We start from the raw sequence: 19,465 nt of genomic DNA, 5'->3' as shown, positions 1-19,465 counted from the left end.
ACAACCAGAAAGACAGGAATGATGACCCGAACCCTCAGCGAAGAGACGATTGCACTCGTCAAGGCGACTGTCCCGGCACTTGAAGCCCATGGCCTCGATATCGTGCGCGAGATGTATGCCCGCATGTTCGAGAACCGGGAGATCCGCGATCTCTTCAACCAGTCCCATCACGGCGACAGCGGTTCGCAGCCACGCGCGCTGACGGGGGCGATCCTCGCTTATGCCAGCAATATCGAGAACCTGGCCGCGCTGGCGCCCGCCGTGGAACGGATCGCGCAGAAGCATGTCGGCCTGCAGATCCTGCCCGAACATTATCCCCATGTTGCGCAAGCACTGCTGGGCGCGATCAAGACCGTACTTGGCGAAGCTGCCACGCCGGAAATCCTCAATGCCTGGGGCGAGGCATACTGGTTCCTTGCCGACATTCTCATTGCCCGCGAGACGATGGTCTACACGAAGCAGCGCGAGGCCGAAGGTGGCTGGAATGGCTGGCGCGATTTCCGGATCGACGCAGTCGTCGAGGAAAGCAGCGTGATCAAATCCTTCATCTTGCGGCCGGTGGATGGACAGCCGGTGCTACGTCACAAGCCCGGCCAGTACCTGACCTTCTCTTTCGAGATACCGGGTCATCCGCCGGTGAAGCGCAACTACTCGATCTCGTCTGCGGCCAATGGCGAGACCTATCGCATCTCGGTCAAGCGCGAAGCGCTGGGGCTTGCTTCCGGCTGGCTGCATGACCAGGCAGCAGTCGGGACGGTGTTGAAGGTCGCCCCGCCTGCCGGGGAATTCTTTCTTCCCGAACACACGGAGCGACCGGTCGTCCTGCTGTCTGGTGGCGTGGGCCTGACTCCAATGGTCGCCATGCTGGAAGCACTGGCTGAACGCGGCGAAATCCAGCCCGTGCAATATATTCATGGCACGCATAACCGCGACACTCATGCCATGTCCGATCATGTTCGCCAGCTTGCCTCGGCACACCCGAATTTCACCGTCATGGATTTCCACCAAACGCCCTATGACGATGAGGTCCGGGGCGAGCATTACGATCACGCCGGGATCATCACCGATGATTGGCTGCTGGCGCACGCGGCAGTTAATCAAGCGGACTATTTCATCTGCGGCCCGCGTCCGTTTCTTCGCGCAGCCGTTTCGGCCCTGTCGTTGGCTGGTGTGCCTTCTGCCCGGATCCACTACGAGTTTTTCGGACCGGCTGACGAATTGCTCGCCGCCTGATTAAACGGTTCAAAACTCATGTTCCCCGGGGAGCCTTGCCGATTTGGCAGGGCTCCCTGCATCTTTAAATGCGGTGGTCACACACCCAGTCGAAAGCTTCACTTGTTCAAACAGCTGATTTCTCATTCTGCAAAGCTCATGCCGCAGGCTGCCATTGGCCATCTCGGCTGGCTACGCGGAGCGATCGGTGCCGGTTTCGCTATTATAGCCGCAGGTGCAATTACCATCGTTTTCCTGGGGGCGAACAGCGCGGCCTTGCCTTGGCTGGTCGCGCCGATGGGGGCATCCGCAGTGCTTTTATTTGCTGTTCCGGCCAGCCCTCTGGCTCAGCCATGGCCGGTCATTGGCGGCGACCTTCTGTCGGCCGTGATCGGAATAGGTGCAGGCGTACTGATCGGAAGCCCCTTGATCAGTGCCGGACTGGCGGTCTGTCTTGCCATCGCTGCCATGTCCTTGGCGCGATGCCTTCATCCACCGGGCGGAGCATGTGCGCTTCTATGCGCGCTTGGTGCGGCGGGACCTGATGCCTGGGGTTGGGCCTATATGCTGCCAATCGCGATCAATGTGTTTGGTCTTGCTGCCTTCGGATGGCTTTACAACAACCTGACAGGTCACCCCTGGCCCCACCGGCTCGTTGTGCCCAGCACCCAGCACGCAAGGATGGCGACCGCCTACACGCACGAAGACCTCGAAGTCGTCCTTGCTGACTGGAACGAGGTTCTGGATGTCGACATCGATGATCTCGATGCGATCTATCAGGCACTTCAGCGGCAGGTTCAAAGGCGGGAGGGACAGGGCGGGTAAGTTCTACTCAAGACCCACGATCGGCCATTCCCATCAAAGCGTCGCTTTCAACAAGCCGACAATGAAGGCTGCGACCGTGACCAGAAGAAGTAGCAACGCTATGTTCGCTGCTCTCCAACTCTTTTCGCCACGGGACAGCATTTCCTCAAATTCCAGATCGATTTGGGAATCATCGGATTGCCCTTCTGTGGGTTGATCAAGGAAAGGCGAAATTAGTTCCGCAGCGCTTACAGTGGCCTTCGGTATCGGCAACAAGAACCTGCAGCCGTGACGCACACCGTCGATCCATACGATTTCGGCGGCACACTCTCCTGATATTGGCAGATCGATATGGAGGGTTTCACCAGGGCGGAGCGCAGCCCTCGTCTCCAGAAGTAGACCTGTCTCGGAAAGGTTGCGGATTATCGCCGGGGATCCGGAACTTGCGGCCTTCGCCTCAACCTCTACCCTGACTGTCCGTCGCGCCCGTGAGCGACCATCGCGCACCGCCTTTTCGGTATGAAGTCTCGCTATGAACATTTGCACCCCCAGTTTGGCAGCGATGCTCAGCGGTGAAGGTTAACAATTCCCTAGGCTTAACTAATGTAAATACCCTTCTGCATGTGAGCCTGATTTGTAAGCCTGCGCCATCTGGCGAATAATTGCCGTCAATCAATCGTCCACTATCGCCATGAAGTGCCTGAAGGCCGCCGGTCCGCTATCGTTTAGAGTTTCGGACGCCGTGAGGCATCGGAAAGCCGGCGGTGCCCGAACCAGCGGGCCGCAAGCGGTTATCTATGGGGATTTCGGATTCGGAAAGTGCTGGGCGCTGGTGAGCGTGGCCGATAATGCCAGCGTCGAATTATACTAAGTAACGCCATGTTGATCACTTCAGGAACTCCCGACCAGCAAGCAAGGTATCGTGCCAATGGCCAATGTTGGTCATTGGAGAAGTGCCATGGGACATTCAGATCTAGACCCCGCCATTCATGATCGGCGGCCTTGGAACGCAGGACAGACTATCGGTCCTAAACGCCCGCTGAAACCGAGAGATATCTGGGCTATCCGGTTCTTCCTAGATGAGCACAAGCGAATACGAGATCGGGCTTTGTTCGACCTCGCCATCGACAGCAAGCTGCGAGGCTGTGATCTTGTGAAAATCCGGATCGGCGACTTGGTTAGCGGTTGTGCAGTCCGTAATCGAGCAACGGTCATCCAGCAGAAGACCCGACGGCCCGTTCAGTTCGAGATCATGACGGAAGCACGAAAGAGCCTGACCGTCTGGCTTGAACGACGAGGAGGCTCATTCCTCAATTTCGTGTTTCCGAGCAGGATCGATTATCAGGGGCACCTGAGTACCCGGCAATATGCGCGGCTCGTAGATGAGTGGGTGTCAACTGTCGGGCTCGACAAACGGGAATATGGTACGCATTCGCTTCGGCGCACCAAGGCTTCAATTATATACAAGGCCACGGGCAACTTGAGGGCAGTGCAGATATTGCTGGGGCATACCAATATCGAGAACACCGTTCGCTATCTGGGCGTCGATATTGACGATGCCCTGACGCTATCGGAGCGAACTGAGGTTTAATGAGGGAGCTGGCTCCTTGGGCCGCGTCCCAAGGGGCCGGTCTAACCCGTGAACGAAGGACAGCTTCTAGCGACGCGAAACCAAACGCTAACGTCAGCATTGTCGGCGGTTCGAGGCCTAACGTGTCGCCAAGCTAATACTCGAACGCGGCGGAAGAAAACCGCCGTTGGTCGGCACCGGCTCTTTGCATTTCGATCAATTTTTCACTTCAACGGGCAAACCGGCCACCATCAGGACAACCTGCTCGACAGCGGCAGCCACAGCCTGGTTCAATCGACCAGCCTCGTCGCGAAAGCGCCGCGCTAATGCATTATCGGGCACAATTCCAAGGCCCACTTCGTTTGCAACCAAAGCAATTGGCCGCGGACAGACGATGACCGCTTCGACCAGTTCCGATACCGGCGGATGCTTCTCCGCAAGTATCCAATTCGACAACCACAATGTCAGGCAATCGACTAGGATCGCATCGGAATTTCCGCCCGCGTCCGCGATAGAGCCAGCCAAATCCATCGGCGCTTCCAGCGTTTGCCACGCGTCGCCGCGATCCGCGCGATGCCGTTCAATACGCTGCGCCATCTCCTCGTCAAGAGCCTGCGCCGTCGCGATATAGGCAAAGCAGGTGCCTTGCGCCGCGACCCAGTTCTCGGCAAAGCGGCTTTTGCCCGAACGCGCGCCGCCTAGTACGAGAAGCGTGCTCATGCCCCGGCCCCCGTCAGCGCGACCAGCCCGTCGATGTCGAGCGCCTGTTCCAGTACCGCTGCAATATCGTCCAGCGCCGCATCGACGCGCGCGCCGTGGTCTGCCCCATGCGACCCCACGCCGATCCGCACCAACAAGGCGCTGCGCAGTGGGCCGGAGGACAACATGCCATGGCAATAGGTGCCGGCAACCAGCCCATCGGGACTTTGCGCGCCATCTGCCCCCGCGCCTGCCCGCGCAACACTCAGGATTGAGAACGGCCGCGCACAATCCGGCCCATCCGTGCGGCCCATATGGATTTCATAGCCCGTGAATTCGGCGCCCCATGCCGTGCCGCCGATTTGCGCGACCTGCTTGTCGCCTGTTAGCACAGTCTCCACATCCAGCAGGCCCAGCCCTCGCACTTCGCCCGCAGCCCCCTCAACCCCGTACTGATCGCGGATCGTACGGCCCAGCATCTGATAACCGCCGCAAATACCCAGCACCGCACCGCCGCGCCGGTAATGCGCGATGATATCGATGTCCCACCCCTGTTCGCGCAGGAACCGCATATCGGCCATGCTGGCCTTTGACCCCGGCAGCACGACAAGATCGCAAACCGGGATCGGACTGCCCGGCGGCACCATTACCAGTTCCACTTCCGGCTCGGCCTTTAACGGATCGAGATCGTCGAAATTGGCGATGCGGGGTAAGATCGGGCAGGCGATGCGCTTGCGTCCCGCCCTGTCCGCACTGCCGCGTTCCAGCACCACAGCGTCCTCGCTGGGCAGATGATCCGCCTTGGTCAGCCACGGTACCACGCCGAACCCACCCCAGCCAGTCAGCTGTTCGATGGCGGTGTAACCATCGGCGAACAGTGCCGGATCGCCGCGAAACTTGTTTACGATAAAGCCGCGGATCATCGCCGCATCGGCAGGATCGATCACCGCCTTCGTTCCGGCAAGTGCTGCGATTACCCCGCCGCGATCTATATCGCCGACCAGCACCACCGGAACACCAGCGGCGCGGGCGAAACCCATATTGGCTATATCGCCCGCCCGCAGGTTGATTTCCGCTGGCGATCCAGCCCCTTCGACGACGACTAAATCGCAGCGCGCCGACAATCGGGCATAGCTTTCCATCACATCGCCTAGCAAAGCACCACGCGCCTGCCGGAACATCGCTGACCCCAACGTACCGCGCACCCGCCCATGCACCACCATCTGCGATGTGCGATCCGCTTGCGGCTTGAGCAGAACGGGGTTCATGTCGGTGTGCAATTCCGCGCGGGCGGCCAGCGCCTGTGTTGCCTGTGCGCGTCCGATTTCTCCGCCTTCGGGGGTGACGGCGGCGTTGTTCGACATGTTCTGCGGCTTGAACGGCAGCACTATCGTGCCGCGATTGGCCAGCGCGCGGCACAGCCCCGCGACCAGTACCGATTTCCCGACATCGGACCCTGTGCCCTGAAGCATCAAACCGGCCATGCCCATCCTCCCCCAATCAGCCCGGCAAATGCAGCCATCCAGACCAGCGCGCAGGCCCGTATATAAATACCGATAGCCCTGCGCAGATCGGCGGCGCACGCCTGTCCCCCCGCTCCGATAACCGGCTTTGGATATGTCTCCCCGTCATAGGAAGCCGGTCCCGCCAGCCATACGCCAAGCGCGCCCGCCATCGCCGCCTCGGGCCAACCGGCATTGGGAGAGGCGTGGTTTGCATGGTCGCGCCACATGGTCTGCCAACCGCCCCATCCGGCGAGGCAGATCAATATGCCCGTGATCCGCGCGGGGATAAAATTGGCTATATCGTCGGTCCGCGCCGCGACACGCCCGAAATACCCCCACGGGTCTTCCTTATGCCCGATCAGGCTATCGGCGGTGCTGGTCGCCTTGAACGCCCAGACACCGGGTAGGCCCAGCACCATCAGCCAGAATAAGGGCGCGACAACCCCGTCGCATAAACTTTCGGCAAGGCTTTCGATGGCCGCTCGCGATATGCCCGCATGGTCCAGATTGGCGGTATCGCGGCCTACGATCTTGCCAACCGCCTGACGCGCCTGCGACAGGTCGCCCGCGTTTAGTGCGGTCAGCACCGGCCTTGCGTGTTCGAACAGGCTGCGCTGCGCGATGGCGGGAAAGGCAAGCAAGGCGATGGCAAACCAGCTGAAAGAACCGAAAAAATGCCGCATCGCAACCTCTGCCGCCCATGCCGCCGCAACAGCGACGCCCATCACCAGCAACAGCGTCAGCGCCCCGCCTGCCAGCCGCCGGCGGGCGCTGTAGGCGGGCCTGTTCCATCGCCGCGCACCCCAAGCGATCACGCGGGCAAACGCGCCGACCGGATGGCCCGCATGGCGATACAGCCGTTCCGGCCAGCCAATTGCCGCGTCCAACATCAACGCCGCTAGCACCACCGGCTCAGCCATCGGAAAGCGCCTTGTCGAGCCGGCTCAGCGCCGCATCGTCGCGCGGCAGACCGAACCGCAACCAGTCCGGCCTATCCGCGAAAGGCCGCGTCAAAATATGCCTTGCGGCCAACGCATCGAACAGAGACCCCGCCTGGCCGTACTCGATCAGGCGGAACAGGGGTGATCCCCCGACCGGCGCATATCCATGCCGCCGCAACACCGCATCAAGCGCGGCGGCACGCAGCGGCAAGGTTGCGCGCGTCGCGGCAATCCATCGCGCATCGCTATAGGCAGCCATGCCGATATTTAGCGCAGCGGCGGGCAAAGGCCAGTCGCCCAGCAATCGGCGCAATCCAGCAACAATCACAGGCGGCGCGATTGCAAAGCCCAGTCGCACCCCCGCAAGACCAAAGAACTTGCCGAACGATCGCGTCACGATCAGTGCGCGCCCCTCCCGCACGTCGTCCGCGACGCTGATGTCAGGCGCGGGGTCGGCAAAGGCTTCGTCCACAACCAGCCACCCGCCCGCAGCTTCCTGCCGCGCCAGCCATTGGCGCAGGACGGCAGGGGGCATGATGCGCCCGTCGGGATTGTTCGGATTGGCCACGATCAGCACCGCCCGCTCGTCCGCAGGATCGCTGACAGCAGGGCGGCTGTCCGTGAATATGGCGCGATGTGTGCGATAGCATGGGAGTACAAACCGCCCTGGCAGGTCCAGCGCCACGCCTAGCAAACGCAGGCCGATCTCGCTGCCCGGCACGGCGCAACAAAGCGCGGGATCGACCCCGAAATGCACCGCTGCAAGCTCCTCCAGCGCTGCCAGATGCGACGGCGAGGGCAGGCTTTGCCAGTCGAAGTGCATCTCCGCTGCGCGGGGCCACGGGTTGGGGTTGATGCCGGTCGACAGATCCAGCCATTGCGCCGCCTCACCGCCGAAACGCGCGCGCGCCTCATCCAGCCTGCCGCCGTGCCAGTGGAAGGCGCCGGTCATAATAACGCGACCCACGCCAACAGCAGGACGGTTTCGGTGACTTCGATCCCCGCGCCATGGCTGTCGCCCGATATGCCGCCAAGGCGCGAACGGACCCATGCACGCCACAGCCAGAATACGGGCACCGCCAGCGCCAAAACAGGCACAAACCATGCAGCTAACGCGCCAATCGCGCACCAGGGCGCGACATGCCGCCACCGGATCGCACCTGCGAAACGCGAACCCATACCTGCGTGCAAAGACGGCAGGGTCAGCGTCCAGACCAGCGGCCCGATCCGCGAAATGCAGGCAATGGCAGGCAAGGCCCAGGCTCCACCCCGCTGCGCCAGCAGGGACAAAAACACCAGCTTGGCCGCCAGTTGCAAGGTGATGGCGACCACGCCGAAACTGCCAATATGCGGATCGGCCAGAACGTCGGAAATCCGGCGCTTATCCTTGTGTCCTGCCCCCGCGGCATCCGCCACATCGCCCAGCCCGTCCAGATGCAAGCCGCCTGTAACCGCGACCCAACCGGCCATGCCAAACAAGGCGGCAAGCCACGGATCGACCGGCAAACCCGCCCATATGCCGCCCCATATCGCCAGTCCCACTGGTAGCCCCGCCAGCGGGAACCAGCGCATGGCAGCGGCGAAATCCGCCGCATCGGCGCGAACATCGGGCAATGGCAGTCGCGTCATAAACTGCAAGGCAAGAACTACCGGCTTCACTGCGCAAGCCCCGTAATCTGACCGGTCAGCCCGCCGTCCTGCCAAACGCGCATGGTCAGCGACGCGCCGTAGGGCAGATCGAATGCCCAGACGCCACGATGGTCCAGCCCCGTCAGAAGCGACACCGCCGCCCTGATCGCCCCTGCGTGCGAGACGACGATGGCCGGTCCCGATAGTGCCAGAATTGCCGCGCGCACACGCTTGCGCAATGCGCCCCAGCTTTCGCCGCCGGGCGGAGGATTCCTGTCCGGATCGGCCCAGAACCGTTGCAGCGCCGCTTCGGGCAACAGGGCAGGATCGCAGCCGTCCCATGCCCCGAAATCAAGCTCGCGCCAGCGCGGGTCCAGCTGGAGCGGCAGATCGCGATCGCGGGCGATGGCCCTGCCGCCCTCTGCTGCGCGGTGCAGGTCGGAAGCGATCACGCGATCCGCAGCGAGGTATCGTGCGCGAGCGACGAGACGATCATGCGCGCCATCGGCTGCAGGTTCGTCGCAATGACCCAGCATCAGCCCGCTACGAAGCGGCGGTCCGTGCCGCAGCAGGAATAAATCGAACGAGATCATATGGCCCCCGCGACGGCGGCTTCTTCGAATGTCGCCATGCCCCCGTGCGCCGCTAGCGCCGAGCGGACGATCTGCGCCGCCACCGCCGCGCCCGAGCCTTCGCCCAAACGCATGTCCAGCGCTAGCAGGGGGGCGAGGCGCAGCGCATCCAGCAAGCGCCCGTGCGCGCTCTCGCCCGAACAGTGGGCGGCAAGGCAATGGCCGGTGATTGCAGGCGTAAAGCGCGCCATCGGCGCCATCGCGGCGCAGGCGATGAACCCGTCGATCAGCACCGGAATGCGCCGGTGTCGCGCCGCCAGCATCGCGCCCGCCATGGCCGCAATCTCGCGTCCGCCCAATCTTTGCAAAAGCTTAAACGCAGAGCCGCAGTCGCTGGAATGCAGTGCCAGAGCCTCGTCCACGACGGCCCGCTTGCGCGCCAGCGCGGCATCGTCGATGCCCGAACCCTTGCCGACCCAATCCGCCGCATTCCCGCCAAAGCTGGCCGCGCACAGGGCCGCCGCAGGGGTCGTATTGCCGATGCCCATTTCGCCCGGCAGAAATAGCTGGCAATCGTCGGGCACGGCCGCCGCGCCTGCGTTCAATGCGGCAAGGCAGTCGGTCTCGCTCATCGCCGGACCTTGCGCGATATCGTCCGTCGGCCGGTCCAGGTCCAGCGCCACCACCGCCAGCGACGCGCCGCAGGCCCCGGCCAGCGCGTTGATCGCCGCGCCGCCGTTATGAAAATTCGCCACCATTTGCGCGGTCACTTCTGCGGGAAAGGCGCTGACCCCGCGTGCGGCACAGCCGTGGTTTCCGGCAAAGACGACGGCAGCGATCCGGTCCAGCGCAGGACGTTCCGCGCCCTGCCAGCCCGCAATGAACAGCGCGATTTCTTCCAACCGGCCAAGCGATCCGGCAGGCTTGGTCAATTGCGCCTGCCGCACGGCGGCAGCGTCACGCGCGGCATCGTCGGCCATGGGCAGGTTGCGTAATGCGCCGTCGAATGTCGCGGGGGTGGCAAAGCGGATCATGCGACCACGCCCCCTTCAGGAGGGATGCGGACGATGAAATGTCCCTTCACCCCCTCGGGCCAGTCGGCATAACGAACCTGCCCGTGTTCGCTGGCGGCATGATGCACGGCATAGTCCAGCACGGCGCGTGCGCTACCTTCATCAGGGGGGAAATCGCCAAGGACATAGCCGATCTTGCCCGCCGCGCGGATATGGACCGCGCAGTGGCGAGAACAGGAAAACAGGCAGGGCATTTCCTCCACCGCGATGGCCGCATAGCGCTGCTCGGCCTTTTGCAGGTCGCGCATGGCCGCTGCCAGCAGTGCACCGCCGCGCCGCCCTTCGTCATCCTCGCGACGATCGGCTGACAGGCGGCAGGTGCTGCAGACGACGACCGATGCGCCGCTACTGGCAGGGCGGAGCATTAGAAACGCGCCCTTGCGCCAAGAAAGGCGCTGCGTCCCAATGTGCCGTATCCGTTGGCGGTCGCGTAATCGGTGTCGAACAGGTTCTCGACCCGTCCATACAGCGCCAGCCCTTCGGCCACCGTCACCTCGGCGCGCAGATCGGTAAGCAGGTAATCGTCCAGCATGACCCCGCCCGCGCGGTCGCGGCTTTTGCCCGAATAGCGCAGCGCGATGCTGACCGAATAGCCGTCCTTCGGCGCATAGCCGAACGACCCGTTCGCTAGATAGCGCGGGACACGGGGCAATTGCTGGCCATAGGTCGCGCCGTCGCTGCGATCCTCGGCATCGATCCAGCTGACATTGCCGCGCGCGAACCAGCCCCCGAATTGCGCCGAACCGGCCAGTTCCACGCCGCGCGCCCGGCTTTCGTCAATATTGGCGTAATAGCCGAACCGCTCAACATCGGTGCCCGGAATATAGCATTCTTCAGGCAGCGTGCTGGTGGTGGGGCAATAGGCAAAATCGATCAAATTATCGCTGTCCCGCTCGAAATAGGTGGCAAACAGCGACACGCGCCGGTCTAACAGATGCTGCTCCACTCCCGCTTCCCAGCCCTTGGCATGTTCAGGCTGCAGATCCGCCGATCCGTATTGGGTGAACAGCTGATAGAGCGAGGGCGCCTTGAACCCCTCGGAATATTGGGCGCGCAATATGGTGCCGCCATTCCAAAGGGCGAAACTTCCGCCCGCGCTGAAGACAGTGTTGCCGCCGAAACGCGAATGATCGTCGTGGCGAACTCCGCCCTCCAGTGTCAGCCCCGCCATGGGCGACACCCGGGCCTGCGCATAGACACTGTCGATATCCGCTTCAGCCCGCGTGGTGGTGACGGGCAGAGTATTATCGCCCGGCGAAGCAGTGCGCATGCGCTGTTCCTCGCGCTCCGCACCGAAGGTGAAGTGCACGGCATCCGACAGGGCGAAACCGCCCTGATATTCGAAACGGCGGCTGCGGCCCTGCGCGTCGAATGTCTGGCTGCGCACCGAACGGTCGCGGTCGAAATTTTCGCGGTCGGTGCGGCTTTCCATTACGGCAAGCCGGTTGGTGAACCGCCCGTCCAGCAGCGCCGCATTCACGCCGGCATAGGCGGTCCACGCCTGCGTCAGCCCATATGCGCGTGTGTCGCCCGAAGAACCGTCGAAATCATTACGCCCGTCGGCATAAAATCCGCGCAGGTCCAGCGACAGGCCGGTCGCGATCCGCGCCGTCAGCGTGCCGCTGGCGGACTGACGGCGATAGCCGTCCCGCTCGGTTCCGTTCGTGCGCGCCGAAATGCCGTCGGTGGTGAAGGTACTGCCGGCGATGCGCCAGTCGATGGCCTTGCCGCTGCCACCTACGCCTGCCCGCGCGTTCAGCGTATTGCGCGATCCGGCTTCCAGCGTGACACGGCCTTCCAATGGCTCGGTCGGCCGTGCAGTGACCACATTGACCACCCCGCCAATCGCATGGCTGCCCCACAGGATCGATTGTGGCCCGCGCAGGATTTCGATCCGTTCGATATCGTCGGCAAACAGATTGCCGAAGTCGGCGCCGCCATCGGTGGTGGATGCATCAGACAGGCGCATGCCGTCGATCACCAGCAAGCTTTGCCCCGCATCGGCACCACGAATGCGCAGCGATGTCGCCGCGCCATAGCCTCCATTGCGCGACATGTTGATGCCGGGAGTGCGGACCAGAATATCGGTGACGGCGACGGGCTGCTCCGCCTCGATCGTTTCCAGATCGAGGATGGTGAAAGAGGACGATACGCGGTCGCTGTCGACCGGCGTGCGCAAGGCGGAAACGACGATTTCGCCGCTCGCATCATTGGCAATGGCGGCAGTCGAAAGGAACGATCCAGCAAGCAGCGCCGGAAGGAAAACAAGACGAAATTCGGGCATAAACAATCCCCACAAGTGACAAGTTGCCATGCGCGGATCGCAGCGGGGGAACGGCTGCCGCGCGAATACGCACCGGCCGTCCCGTCCGGCACGCGCCGCACGAGGCAGTTTCTGTCGTTTCACGAGGGACTTCCCCGTTCGGCCGGCACACCCTGTCCGGACGAAGAACGACAGCGTCAGGCAGGTCTCCTGGCTCGCGGGTCGATGCCGGTCCGGCCGCCTTCTCGGGGCGATGATCGCCCCAATGGCATGATGGCCGATGGCTCTCCGCTTACAGTTGCAGGGGCAGCCGCGGTCTTGAACCGCGTTCCCTTTTGATCCCCTTGCGGGGAACCTGTCGCTGGCGGGGCGGATAATGGCCTGCGAAACATATGGCAAGCCGCTTGTGGCTAGATGGTCGCTTGCATGATCGGCGGATGACCCCTATCGACAAGAATGTAACGGGTGCCCGCAAGGGCTTAATCGGGAAGTCCGGCGCGCAGGTTGCTACATCTGCGAATCCGGCACTGCTCCCGCAACTGTGACTGGTGAGCGTTCCGCCACAAGCCATTGGAAGGATTGTTTTCTTCCGAGAAGGCGGCGGAAATGCGTTGAACCGGTAAGTCAGGAAACCGGCCCGTTGCCGTCGTTCTTCGCCCGGGCGGGATGTACCGGTCGAACGAGGGCCCGACCCCCTTGGTGGACGACACTTGTGTGTGCGTTGAAAAGGGAGGGCCGCATCATTCGGCACTCGCAGATCATTTCGGCTGCCGCGGCCATACGCCGCGCCTGTCCCGCCGCTTTGCGCGGCGGGCAACGCATCGTTGTACCCCATGCAGGAGATCAATGATGACCGCCGTTTCGCTCGCAGGAAAGCGCCTGAATATCCGGCAATTCGATGCCGTTCTTTTCGCCGTGCTGGCCGTGGTGATGCTGGCCACCCGCCCGTATTCGCTGTCCGAATATATCCACCTTCCCGAAACCAGCCTCGCCAGCTTTTTCGTGGCGGGATTTTACCTCCGCTCGCGTCTTGCCTTTGCCGCGCTGTTCGCGCTGGGTTTCGTGATCGATGTGGTCACGATCTATGTGATGGGCGGTTCGGACTTTTGCTTTACCATCGCATATTGGATGCTTCTGCCTGCCTATGGCGTGATGTGGCTGGCGGGCAGGTTCGGCGCGGCGCGGTTGGGCATGAAACCGGCGACCCTGCCCGCGCTGATCGCCGTGCTGTGCGGCGCGACCTTCGTGTCGAGCCTGTTTTCCAGCGGCGGTTTCTATGCATTCAGCGGGCATTTCCCCGACGCCTCGCTGGCAGGTTTCCTGCCGCGCATCGAACGCTATTTCCCCGGCACGCTGGCCGCGACGCTCACCTGGGCGGGCATGGCGGCGATCGTCCATATTGCAGTGGAGCGGCTGACCGGACGTACAGTGCCGGACAGCAGCCGATGATCGGCAGCGACAACGACGCCATCAATGCCCGCCACCGCGAACGCACGCGCCAGCACAAGGTTGCGGTCGATAAAAGGATCGCCGCCGCCACGCAGGACAAGGGCCTCCTGCTGGTGATTACCGGCAATGGCAAGGGTAAGTCGTCGTCGGCTTTCGGCATGGTGGCGCGCACTTTGGGCTATGGCCACAAGGCGGCAGTATTCCAGTTCATCAAGGGCAAGGAGGAAGTGGGCGAGCGCGCCTTTTTCGCGCGCGACCCGAACATGCGCTGGGAACGCTGCGGCGAAGGGTTCACATGGGAAACGCAGGACCGCGACCGCGACATCGCCGCCGCCCGCGCCGGTTGGGAAAAGGCGAAAGAGGCTCTGGCCGATCCGTCCATCCACCTCGTCGTGCTGGACGAGCTGACCTATCTCGTTACCTATCGCTATCTCTCATTGGAAGAGATCATGCCCGCGATCGCGGCACGTCCGCCGATGCAACATGTGGTGATCACCGGCCGCGCCGCGCATGACGATTTTATCGCAGCTGCCGACACGGTCAGCGCGATCCGCGACGTGAAACACGCCTTTCGCGCCGGTATCCGCGCACAGCAGGGCATCGATCTGTGAGTGCAGCGGCGCATTGCCCCGCCCTGCTGGTCGCCGCACCTGCATCGGGGCAAGGAAAGACGAGCGTGACCGCCGCTCTCGCCCGCCGTCACCGCGATGCGGGGCGGCGGGTGCGCGTGTTCAAATGCGGGCCCGACTTCCTCGACCCGATGATCCTTGAACGGGCAAGCGGCCATCCGGTCCACCAGCTCGACCTGTTCATGGTGGGTGATAACCATTGCCGCCGCCTGCTGCACGATGCCGCGCAGGACGCCGACATCATTCTTGTCGAAGGGGTGATGGGCCTGTTTGACGGTGATCCTTCCGGCGCCGATATCGCCGCGCGGTTCGGCCTGCCGGTGCTAGCCGTGATCGACGGTTCGGCCATGGCACAAAGCTTCGGCGCGCTGGTCCACGGGCTGGCGGACTACCGGCAGGACGTTGCGGTCGACAGCGTAATCGCCAATCGCGTGGCAGGCGAACGCCACGCCGAAATGCTGCGCGACAGCGTGCGTGCGCCCGTTCGCTGGCTTGGCGCCTTGCCGCGCGATGCGGGTTTCGCGCTGCCCGAACGCCATCTGGGACTATTGATGGCGGCAGAGATCGCGGATCTGGACGCACGCATCGCGGCCTGCGCCGCCGCCTTGCCCGACGATGCGCTGGCCCTGCCTCCGCCCGTCGCCTTCCCCGCCCCCGCGCCCAGCAACGCACCCAGCAACGCCCCCGGCCCCCTGCCGCCGCTGCTGCAAGGGCGACGCATCGCCATCGCCCGCGATGCCTGTTTTGCGTTTATTTATGTCGATAACCTGGCCGTTCTGCGCGAATTGGGCGCCCAGCTGCGCTTTTTCTCTCCCCTTGCGGGAGAAGATTTGCCCGAATGCGACGCACTTTGGCTGCCAGGCGGCTATCCGGAACTGCATCCGGACATGTTGGCTGCTGACGGTAAGTGGCAGCGGAGTATCCGGCGCCATCATGCAATGGGCAAGCCCCTGCTGGCCGAATGCGGCGGCATGATGGTCTGCTCGGAGCGGTTGGAAACGTCGGACGGCGTTTTTCCAATGCTGGGGCTGCTGCCTGCGCAGGTGATCATGCAAAATCGACTGGGAGGGCTCGGTTTGCAGGAAATCAATCTGCGAACAGGTGTATTGCGTGGCCACAGCTTTCATTATTCGCGGATCGAAACCGGTCTGATACCGCTCTGCCGGTCACGCAATCCAAATGGCGGCAGGGACGAGGCCGTGTTCCGTTGCGGTTCCCTGCTGGCCAGCTATGTGCATTTCTATTTCCGGTCCGCTCCGGAAGCTACAGCAATGCTTTTCTAGGCCCGACGGTAATTCCGCGTTCTAAGTGGGATAGCTGCAGTGATGCTGAGCAGCGATCCGTTTGGCAACATGAATGAGTGTCCGCTCACAAGAAGCGGAAATTAATTCGTGTATGACCGCTATGTCGGCGTCAGAGGCCCTTTGGGCCTTGGCACCAACACGTCAGCCTCTGGTAGAATTCTCCGTCGAGTTGGCACGCTGCTCGATCGATCCTATTATGTCCGCCACCCGGTGCTCGTCGATCAGCCAGTTGCCATATCGGCCAACCCATTGCGCCTGACCACGGCAGACATCTTTGACCACTACGATCAACTCCTCACGCTTTTCGTTGCGTAGCGCAAATCGCCCATCAGGGATCTGGCTTAGCTTCAACCAACCCAAAGAAGTCTGGATCTCGCCAGCTATTGCCTTGCTGCTGGGAGATGAGACTGGAGCCGCTGAATGTGCGGTAGTTTGCGGCTCCGATGCGGCAATGTTGAGCCTGGCCCGCCAGTCAGTTCTGGCGAGAACGTGGGCTGCGACCAGGGCTTCGCATAGACTGGTGAAGGCTTCCTGTGAGTAGCCCCCCAACAGGTGTCGTCCGGCTAGTCCGAAAGCGTGTCCGAAGCCGATTTTCTCGGCCTCCGCATTCCACCAAGCCGCAAAGTTGTCCGATTTCACTATGCTAATGTCTTCAGGCATGTGGCGCCGGTCGATGCTCGACGTCGGAGAAATGAGGACGACGGGCTGGATCCCGCGGATTGCCTTTCCGCCGATCCGGTCCAACAGCTTCCGGAGCGCGATGCACCGGCGACGGGCCTGGTTGATGGGGGACGCAATCGGGCGAGGCTTGCCATTGAGCCAGACAGTCCAATCGCCGTGTTCGTCGCAGACCAGGCGGTCGCTATAGTTCTTCGTCTCCAGCACCCATGCCTTCGCCTGGAAGCGATGGATGACCAGGTGATCGATTTGCGCGAAGCTGTCATCGGTTTCAAAGCGCAGGTCGTGGATGAGCGCGAGCCGTTCGCTGTGCCCGAATTCACGATTGATGAAATGCGCCGCGTCCCGTTCGCCCGCGATGCCCGACCGGATGGCCTTGATCTGCCGAATTACAGCGGCACGATCCGCATGAGGCAACTCGTCCGCCAGTCGTTCCAACTCGGCCAGATCACCCGAACGATCGTCTGCGTCTTTGAAAATCATGCGACCCCAGGCATTTTACCCTGATGAGAATTTGCCGATATTGACCTGTATTATGCAATTACCCTTTCGATACGGATATTGTGAGCGTTGAAGATTGCCGAGTTTTAACTCGTTACTGACTGTCTGATGATATGGGGACGTCATGCAAAAATTCTTGATCCTCGCGGCACTCCTCCTTCCAGCATCGGCGCAGGCCCAGATGCTGTTCGGAAACCCTCGCGTCGTCGATGGGGATACGCTGGCCTTTAACGGATCATACGTTCGTCTGCATGGTATTGATGCTGTTGAACGGGACCAGGAGTGCATTCGCAGCGGTGAGCGCTGGCGTTGCGGCGAAGAGGCAGGGGCTGTCCTTTCGGAACTAGTCGCAAGGGGCACCGTGAATTGCAGGCAAATGGGCACTGACCAGTACGGCAGATCCGTCGCCATTTGCTCTGTCGACAGGGTCGATCTAGGACAGCGCATGGTACAAGCCGGACTGGCCGTCGCCCTGCCTCAATATAGCCGAGCATATGTTTCCGACGAACAGGCAGCCAAGGCCCAGCAGATTGGCATTTGGGCGTCGGAGTTTGAGCAACCTGCCGATTATCGCGCAGCACACCCGCAAAAGGCGCTGCCTCAAGCGCTGCGACGTACCAAAGGGCCGATGCCCACCATCGTCCCGACTTCTCCCAGGGACGAGGTTTATTTCCGGAACTGCCGTGAAGCGCGCGCTGCAGGCTATGCGCCCATGTATCGCGGCCAGCCCGGCTATCGCCCGGAGATGGACGGCGACAATGACGGTGTTGCGTGCGAACCGTATCGCGGACGCTGAGAATACTGGGCCAGAGGCAAGGGCGACTTCGCCGTCGTCATCGGTTCCGTCATTTATCCCTCTCGTGCAATTCTGCAGGTTGGCTCCGGACGTCCTGCTACCGGATGACATGTGACAAATCCTCTGATAATATGTACTTCCACTATAGGAATTGTCACATGCTTGCAGCGCCAGTGCCCCAACGGGCCAAGCTTCGCGATCTATTCGCTAACCGTACGATCATGCGGGCTGGCGAGCTGCGCGCAGCGGGCATTGGTCCGCAAACGATCGCGCGTGCGGTGGAAAATGGCGAGATTGAACGGGTTTCTCGCGGCGTATACCAGCGCAGCGAGGCAGACATGGAAGAACATCATATTCTGGCCGAGGCAGCGGCGCGTGTTCCCAAGGGGGTGATCGCCCTCACTTCCGCCCTCGCCTTTCACGGGCTGACGGATCAGATGCCGCGTAAAATCTGGATGGCGATCGGCCCAAGCGACTGGTCGCCGGTGCAATCCTATCCGCCGCTGCGCATTGTCCGCCTCACGGACCGCTATCTGCGCCACGGCATCGAACATCATGCGATCGCCGGGGTCGATGTACCGATCTACTCGATTCCCAAGACGCTGGCCGACGCATTCCGCAATCCCAAGCTGGTCGATCGTTCGGTCGCAGTCGAAGGGCTGCGGACGGCCCTCGAACAACGCAAGGCAACGCCCGGTGCGATCGCAGAAGGCGCCAAGGACGGCGGAGTATGGAAAACCATGCGACCATATCTCGAGGCCCTCACCTCCAATGGCTAAGTCTCCCGTGAACATTGCCAAATCCGTCAAGGACCGGCTGCTCAATATTGCCCGCAAGGAAGGTCGCGTCTTCGACGTCCTGCTGGTCCGCTTTGCACTCGAGCGCCTGCTCTTTCGACTGTCGATCTCGGATCACAAGGAACGCTTCGTGCTCAAGGGCGGAATGCTCGTCACCGCGTGGATCGACGATGATAACCGGGTCACGCGGGATGCCGACTTTCTAGGCCAAGGCACTACCGACCCTGACGGGCTGATCGCCGACTTTCGCGCGATCATGATGATCGAATGCGAAGATGGCCTGCAGTTTGACATCGACGCGCTTGATGCGAGGGCAATCCGCGAGGAAATGGAATATGGCGGCATCAGGCTAAAAACGGCCGCCTATCTGGAACGCACCCGGATCCCGGTGACGATCGACATCGGCTTTGGCGATGCGATGGCGGATGCCAGCCAAAGGATCGATTATCCAACGCTGCTGGACTTTCCTGCCCCTTACATACGCGTCTATCCGCCAGCGACCGTCATTGCCGAAAAATTCCAGGCTATGGTCGCACTCGGTGTGCTGAACGGGCGAATGAAAGATTACTACGATCTTTGGGCCATTCCGAGAAGCCTGGACATCACTCCAGACGACCTCGACGCCGCGATCCTCGCAACCTTTGACAGGCGCGGCACAGCTATCCCCTCCTCCAGACCGCCCGGACTGTCGAGCGACATGTTGGAGGACGAGGCAAAGCAGCGCCAATGGCGCGCCTATGCCGCATCGATCGAACTTAAAGGTATCGATCTGGATGCAGTTCTGGACGCAGTGTGGGGGCTTGTCGGTCCATCCTGCGAAAGGCTTTTGGCCAAAAAATCTTAAACCGAGCGACCCATTAGATCTATTCACGAGAGGCGCTTGCGGGTGAGCGCGCTCAACCGTATTTGGCAATCCTCCATGCGCTTTTCGCACTTGCGATATTGCAACTGCGAAAGCATATAGGATCTGCCTTTCAGGCATCCTCTCCCAAACTTTCAAGCCCGGCGCATGACGTGCCGGGCTTTTTTATTCGCGACATCTA

Annotated in this window: 20 protein-coding genes, 1 pseudogene and 2 riboswitches; of the genes and pseudogenes, 10 read left to right on the top strand and 11 right to left on the bottom strand. The window is 62.0% G+C overall.

What is annotated here, in order from left to right; genetic code table 11:
- Positions 1-21 precede the first annotated feature (21 nt).
- The 3 genes and pseudogenes from hmpA (at position 22) to A9D13_RS21160 (ending at position 2,037) form a co-directional block, all read left to right on the top strand.
- On the top strand, positions 22-1,233 hold the full coding sequence (gene hmpA, locus A9D13_RS14100; RefSeq protein WP_066775060.1) for an NO-inducible flavohemoprotein: 1,212 nt from the start codon (positions 22-24) through the stop codon (positions 1,231-1,233).
- A gap of 18 nt (positions 1,234-1,251) precedes the next feature.
- Positions 1,252-1,845: pseudogene (locus tag A9D13_RS21355) on the top strand (HPP family protein); the annotation flags it as partial.
- A 48-nt stretch (positions 1,846-1,893) separates the two neighbouring features.
- The gene (locus A9D13_RS21160) at positions 1,894-2,037 is read left to right on the top strand and encodes a hypothetical protein (protein ID WP_229665565.1); all 144 of its coding nucleotides are present in this window, start codon (positions 1,894-1,896) and stop codon (positions 2,035-2,037) included.
- A 33-nt stretch (positions 2,038-2,070) separates the two neighbouring features.
- Here the strand turns inward: A9D13_RS21160 and A9D13_RS21440 are convergent, their stop codons facing one another.
- Positions 2,071-2,556 (bottom strand): PilZ domain-containing protein, encoded by a 486-nt coding sequence (locus A9D13_RS21440; RefSeq protein WP_066774976.1) that lies wholly within the window; start codon positions 2,554-2,556, stop codon positions 2,071-2,073.
- Between the two features lie 418 nt (positions 2,557-2,974).
- Here A9D13_RS21440 and A9D13_RS14085 point away from each other — a divergent pair, with 418 nt between their 5' ends.
- Entirely contained in the window at positions 2,975-3,607 is a 633-nt protein-coding gene (locus tag A9D13_RS14085) for a tyrosine-type recombinase/integrase (RefSeq protein ID WP_066774973.1), read from the top strand.
- 195 nt (positions 3,608-3,802) lie between these two features.
- On the opposite strand, the gene cobU is transcribed toward A9D13_RS14085, so the two are convergent.
- The 9 genes from cobU to A9D13_RS14040 are packed head-to-tail and all read right to left on the bottom strand — an operon-like array spanning position 3,803 to position 12,289.
- Positions 3,803-4,306 (bottom strand): bifunctional adenosylcobinamide kinase/adenosylcobinamide-phosphate guanylyltransferase, encoded by a 504-nt coding sequence (cobU, locus tag A9D13_RS14080; protein WP_066774970.1) that lies wholly within the window; start codon positions 4,304-4,306, stop codon positions 3,803-3,805.
- A complete protein-coding gene (locus A9D13_RS14075) occupies positions 4,303-5,769 on the bottom strand; it encodes a cobyric acid synthase (RefSeq protein WP_066775053.1) in 1,467 nt (488 codons plus the stop codon). Before A9D13_RS14075 ends, cobU begins: the two co-directional genes overlap by 4 nt.
- A complete protein-coding gene (gene cbiB, locus A9D13_RS14070; RefSeq protein ID WP_066774960.1) occupies positions 5,757-6,710 on the bottom strand; it encodes an adenosylcobinamide-phosphate synthase CbiB in 954 nt (317 codons plus the stop codon). The genes A9D13_RS14075 and cbiB overlap by 13 nt, the downstream gene beginning before the upstream one ends.
- Entirely contained in the window at positions 6,703-7,683 is a 981-nt protein-coding gene (locus tag A9D13_RS14065; protein ID WP_066774957.1) for a threonine-phosphate decarboxylase, read from the bottom strand. The genes cbiB and A9D13_RS14065 overlap by 8 nt, the downstream gene beginning before the upstream one ends.
- Complete coding sequence (gene cobS, locus A9D13_RS14060; RefSeq protein ID WP_066774954.1) at positions 7,680-8,390, bottom strand: adenosylcobinamide-GDP ribazoletransferase; 711 nt, start codon at positions 8,388-8,390, stop codon at positions 7,680-7,682. The genes A9D13_RS14065 and cobS overlap by 4 nt, the downstream gene beginning before the upstream one ends.
- The gene (locus A9D13_RS14055) at positions 8,387-8,953 is read right to left on the bottom strand and encodes a histidine phosphatase family protein (protein ID WP_066774951.1); all 567 of its coding nucleotides are present in this window, start codon (positions 8,951-8,953) and stop codon (positions 8,387-8,389) included. The genes cobS and A9D13_RS14055 overlap by 4 nt, the downstream gene beginning before the upstream one ends.
- Entirely contained in the window at positions 8,950-9,966 is a 1,017-nt protein-coding gene (cobT, locus tag A9D13_RS14050) for a nicotinate-nucleotide--dimethylbenzimidazole phosphoribosyltransferase (RefSeq protein ID WP_066774950.1), read from the bottom strand. Before cobT ends, A9D13_RS14055 begins: the two co-directional genes overlap by 4 nt.
- Positions 9,963-10,370 (bottom strand): DUF1636 domain-containing protein, encoded by a 408-nt coding sequence (locus tag A9D13_RS14045; protein WP_066774946.1) that lies wholly within the window; start codon positions 10,368-10,370, stop codon positions 9,963-9,965. The genes cobT and A9D13_RS14045 overlap by 4 nt, the downstream gene beginning before the upstream one ends.
- On the bottom strand, positions 10,370-12,289 hold the full coding sequence (locus A9D13_RS14040) for a TonB-dependent receptor plug domain-containing protein (RefSeq protein ID WP_066774943.1): 1,920 nt from the start codon (positions 12,287-12,289) through the stop codon (positions 10,370-10,372). Before A9D13_RS14040 ends, A9D13_RS14045 begins: the two co-directional genes overlap by 1 nt.
- Before the next feature lie 162 nt (positions 12,290-12,451).
- Positions 12,452-12,642, bottom strand: a riboswitch (cobalamin riboswitch).
- A gap of 72 nt (positions 12,643-12,714) precedes the next feature.
- Positions 12,715-12,923: riboswitch (cobalamin riboswitch) on the top strand.
- Between the two features lie 194 nt (positions 12,924-13,117).
- On the opposite strand from A9D13_RS14040, the gene A9D13_RS14035 reads away from it, so the two are divergent.
- The 3 genes from A9D13_RS14035 to A9D13_RS14025 are packed head-to-tail and all read left to right on the top strand — an operon-like array spanning position 13,118 to position 15,629.
- Positions 13,118-13,717, top strand: a complete 600-nt coding sequence (locus A9D13_RS14035) for a hypothetical protein (RefSeq protein ID WP_066775049.1) — start codon at positions 13,118-13,120, stop codon at positions 13,715-13,717.
- Positions 13,714-14,328, top strand: coding sequence for a cob(I)yrinic acid a,c-diamide adenosyltransferase (gene cobO / locus A9D13_RS14030; RefSeq protein ID WP_066774934.1), 615 nt, complete (start codon positions 13,714-13,716; stop codon positions 14,326-14,328). Before A9D13_RS14035 ends, cobO begins: the two co-directional genes overlap by 4 nt.
- Positions 14,325-15,629 carry a cobyrinic acid a,c-diamide synthase CobB gene (locus A9D13_RS14025; protein ID WP_066774930.1) on the top strand — a complete coding sequence of 435 codons (1,305 nt, stop codon included), beginning with the start codon at positions 14,325-14,327 and terminating at the stop codon, positions 15,627-15,629. Before cobO ends, A9D13_RS14025 begins: the two co-directional genes overlap by 4 nt.
- A gap of 162 nt (positions 15,630-15,791) precedes the next feature.
- On the opposite strand, the gene A9D13_RS14020 is transcribed toward A9D13_RS14025, so the two are convergent.
- Positions 15,792-16,811 carry a nuclease-related domain-containing protein gene (locus tag A9D13_RS14020; protein WP_066774927.1) on the bottom strand — a complete coding sequence of 340 codons (1,020 nt, stop codon included), beginning with the start codon at positions 16,809-16,811 and terminating at the stop codon, positions 15,792-15,794.
- Between the two features lie 142 nt (positions 16,812-16,953).
- On the opposite strand from A9D13_RS14020, the gene A9D13_RS14015 reads away from it, so the two are divergent.
- The 3 genes from A9D13_RS14015 to A9D13_RS14005 all read left to right on the top strand — a co-directional run bounded on the left by A9D13_RS14015 (position 16,954) and on the right by A9D13_RS14005 (position 19,266).
- Positions 16,954-17,625: a thermonuclease family protein gene (locus A9D13_RS14015; protein WP_066774922.1), complete on the top strand. Its 672-nt coding sequence runs from the start codon at positions 16,954-16,956 to the stop codon at positions 17,623-17,625.
- A 158-nt stretch (positions 17,626-17,783) separates the two neighbouring features.
- Positions 17,784-18,404, top strand: a complete 621-nt coding sequence (locus tag A9D13_RS14010; RefSeq protein ID WP_066774920.1) for a type IV toxin-antitoxin system AbiEi family antitoxin domain-containing protein — start codon at positions 17,784-17,786, stop codon at positions 18,402-18,404.
- A 7-nt stretch (positions 18,405-18,411) separates the two neighbouring features.
- Entirely contained in the window at positions 18,412-19,266 is an 855-nt protein-coding gene (locus A9D13_RS14005; protein ID WP_216635511.1) for a nucleotidyl transferase AbiEii/AbiGii toxin family protein, read from the top strand.
- The last annotated feature ends 199 nt before the right edge of the window (positions 19,267-19,465 follow it).

This window comes from Croceicoccus mobilis (assembly GCF_001661965.1).
In the GTDB taxonomy this organism is placed as follows: domain Bacteria; phylum Pseudomonadota; class Alphaproteobacteria; order Sphingomonadales; family Sphingomonadaceae; genus Croceicoccus; species Croceicoccus mobilis.
This window is presented reverse-complemented; position numbering and strand designations above follow the sequence as displayed.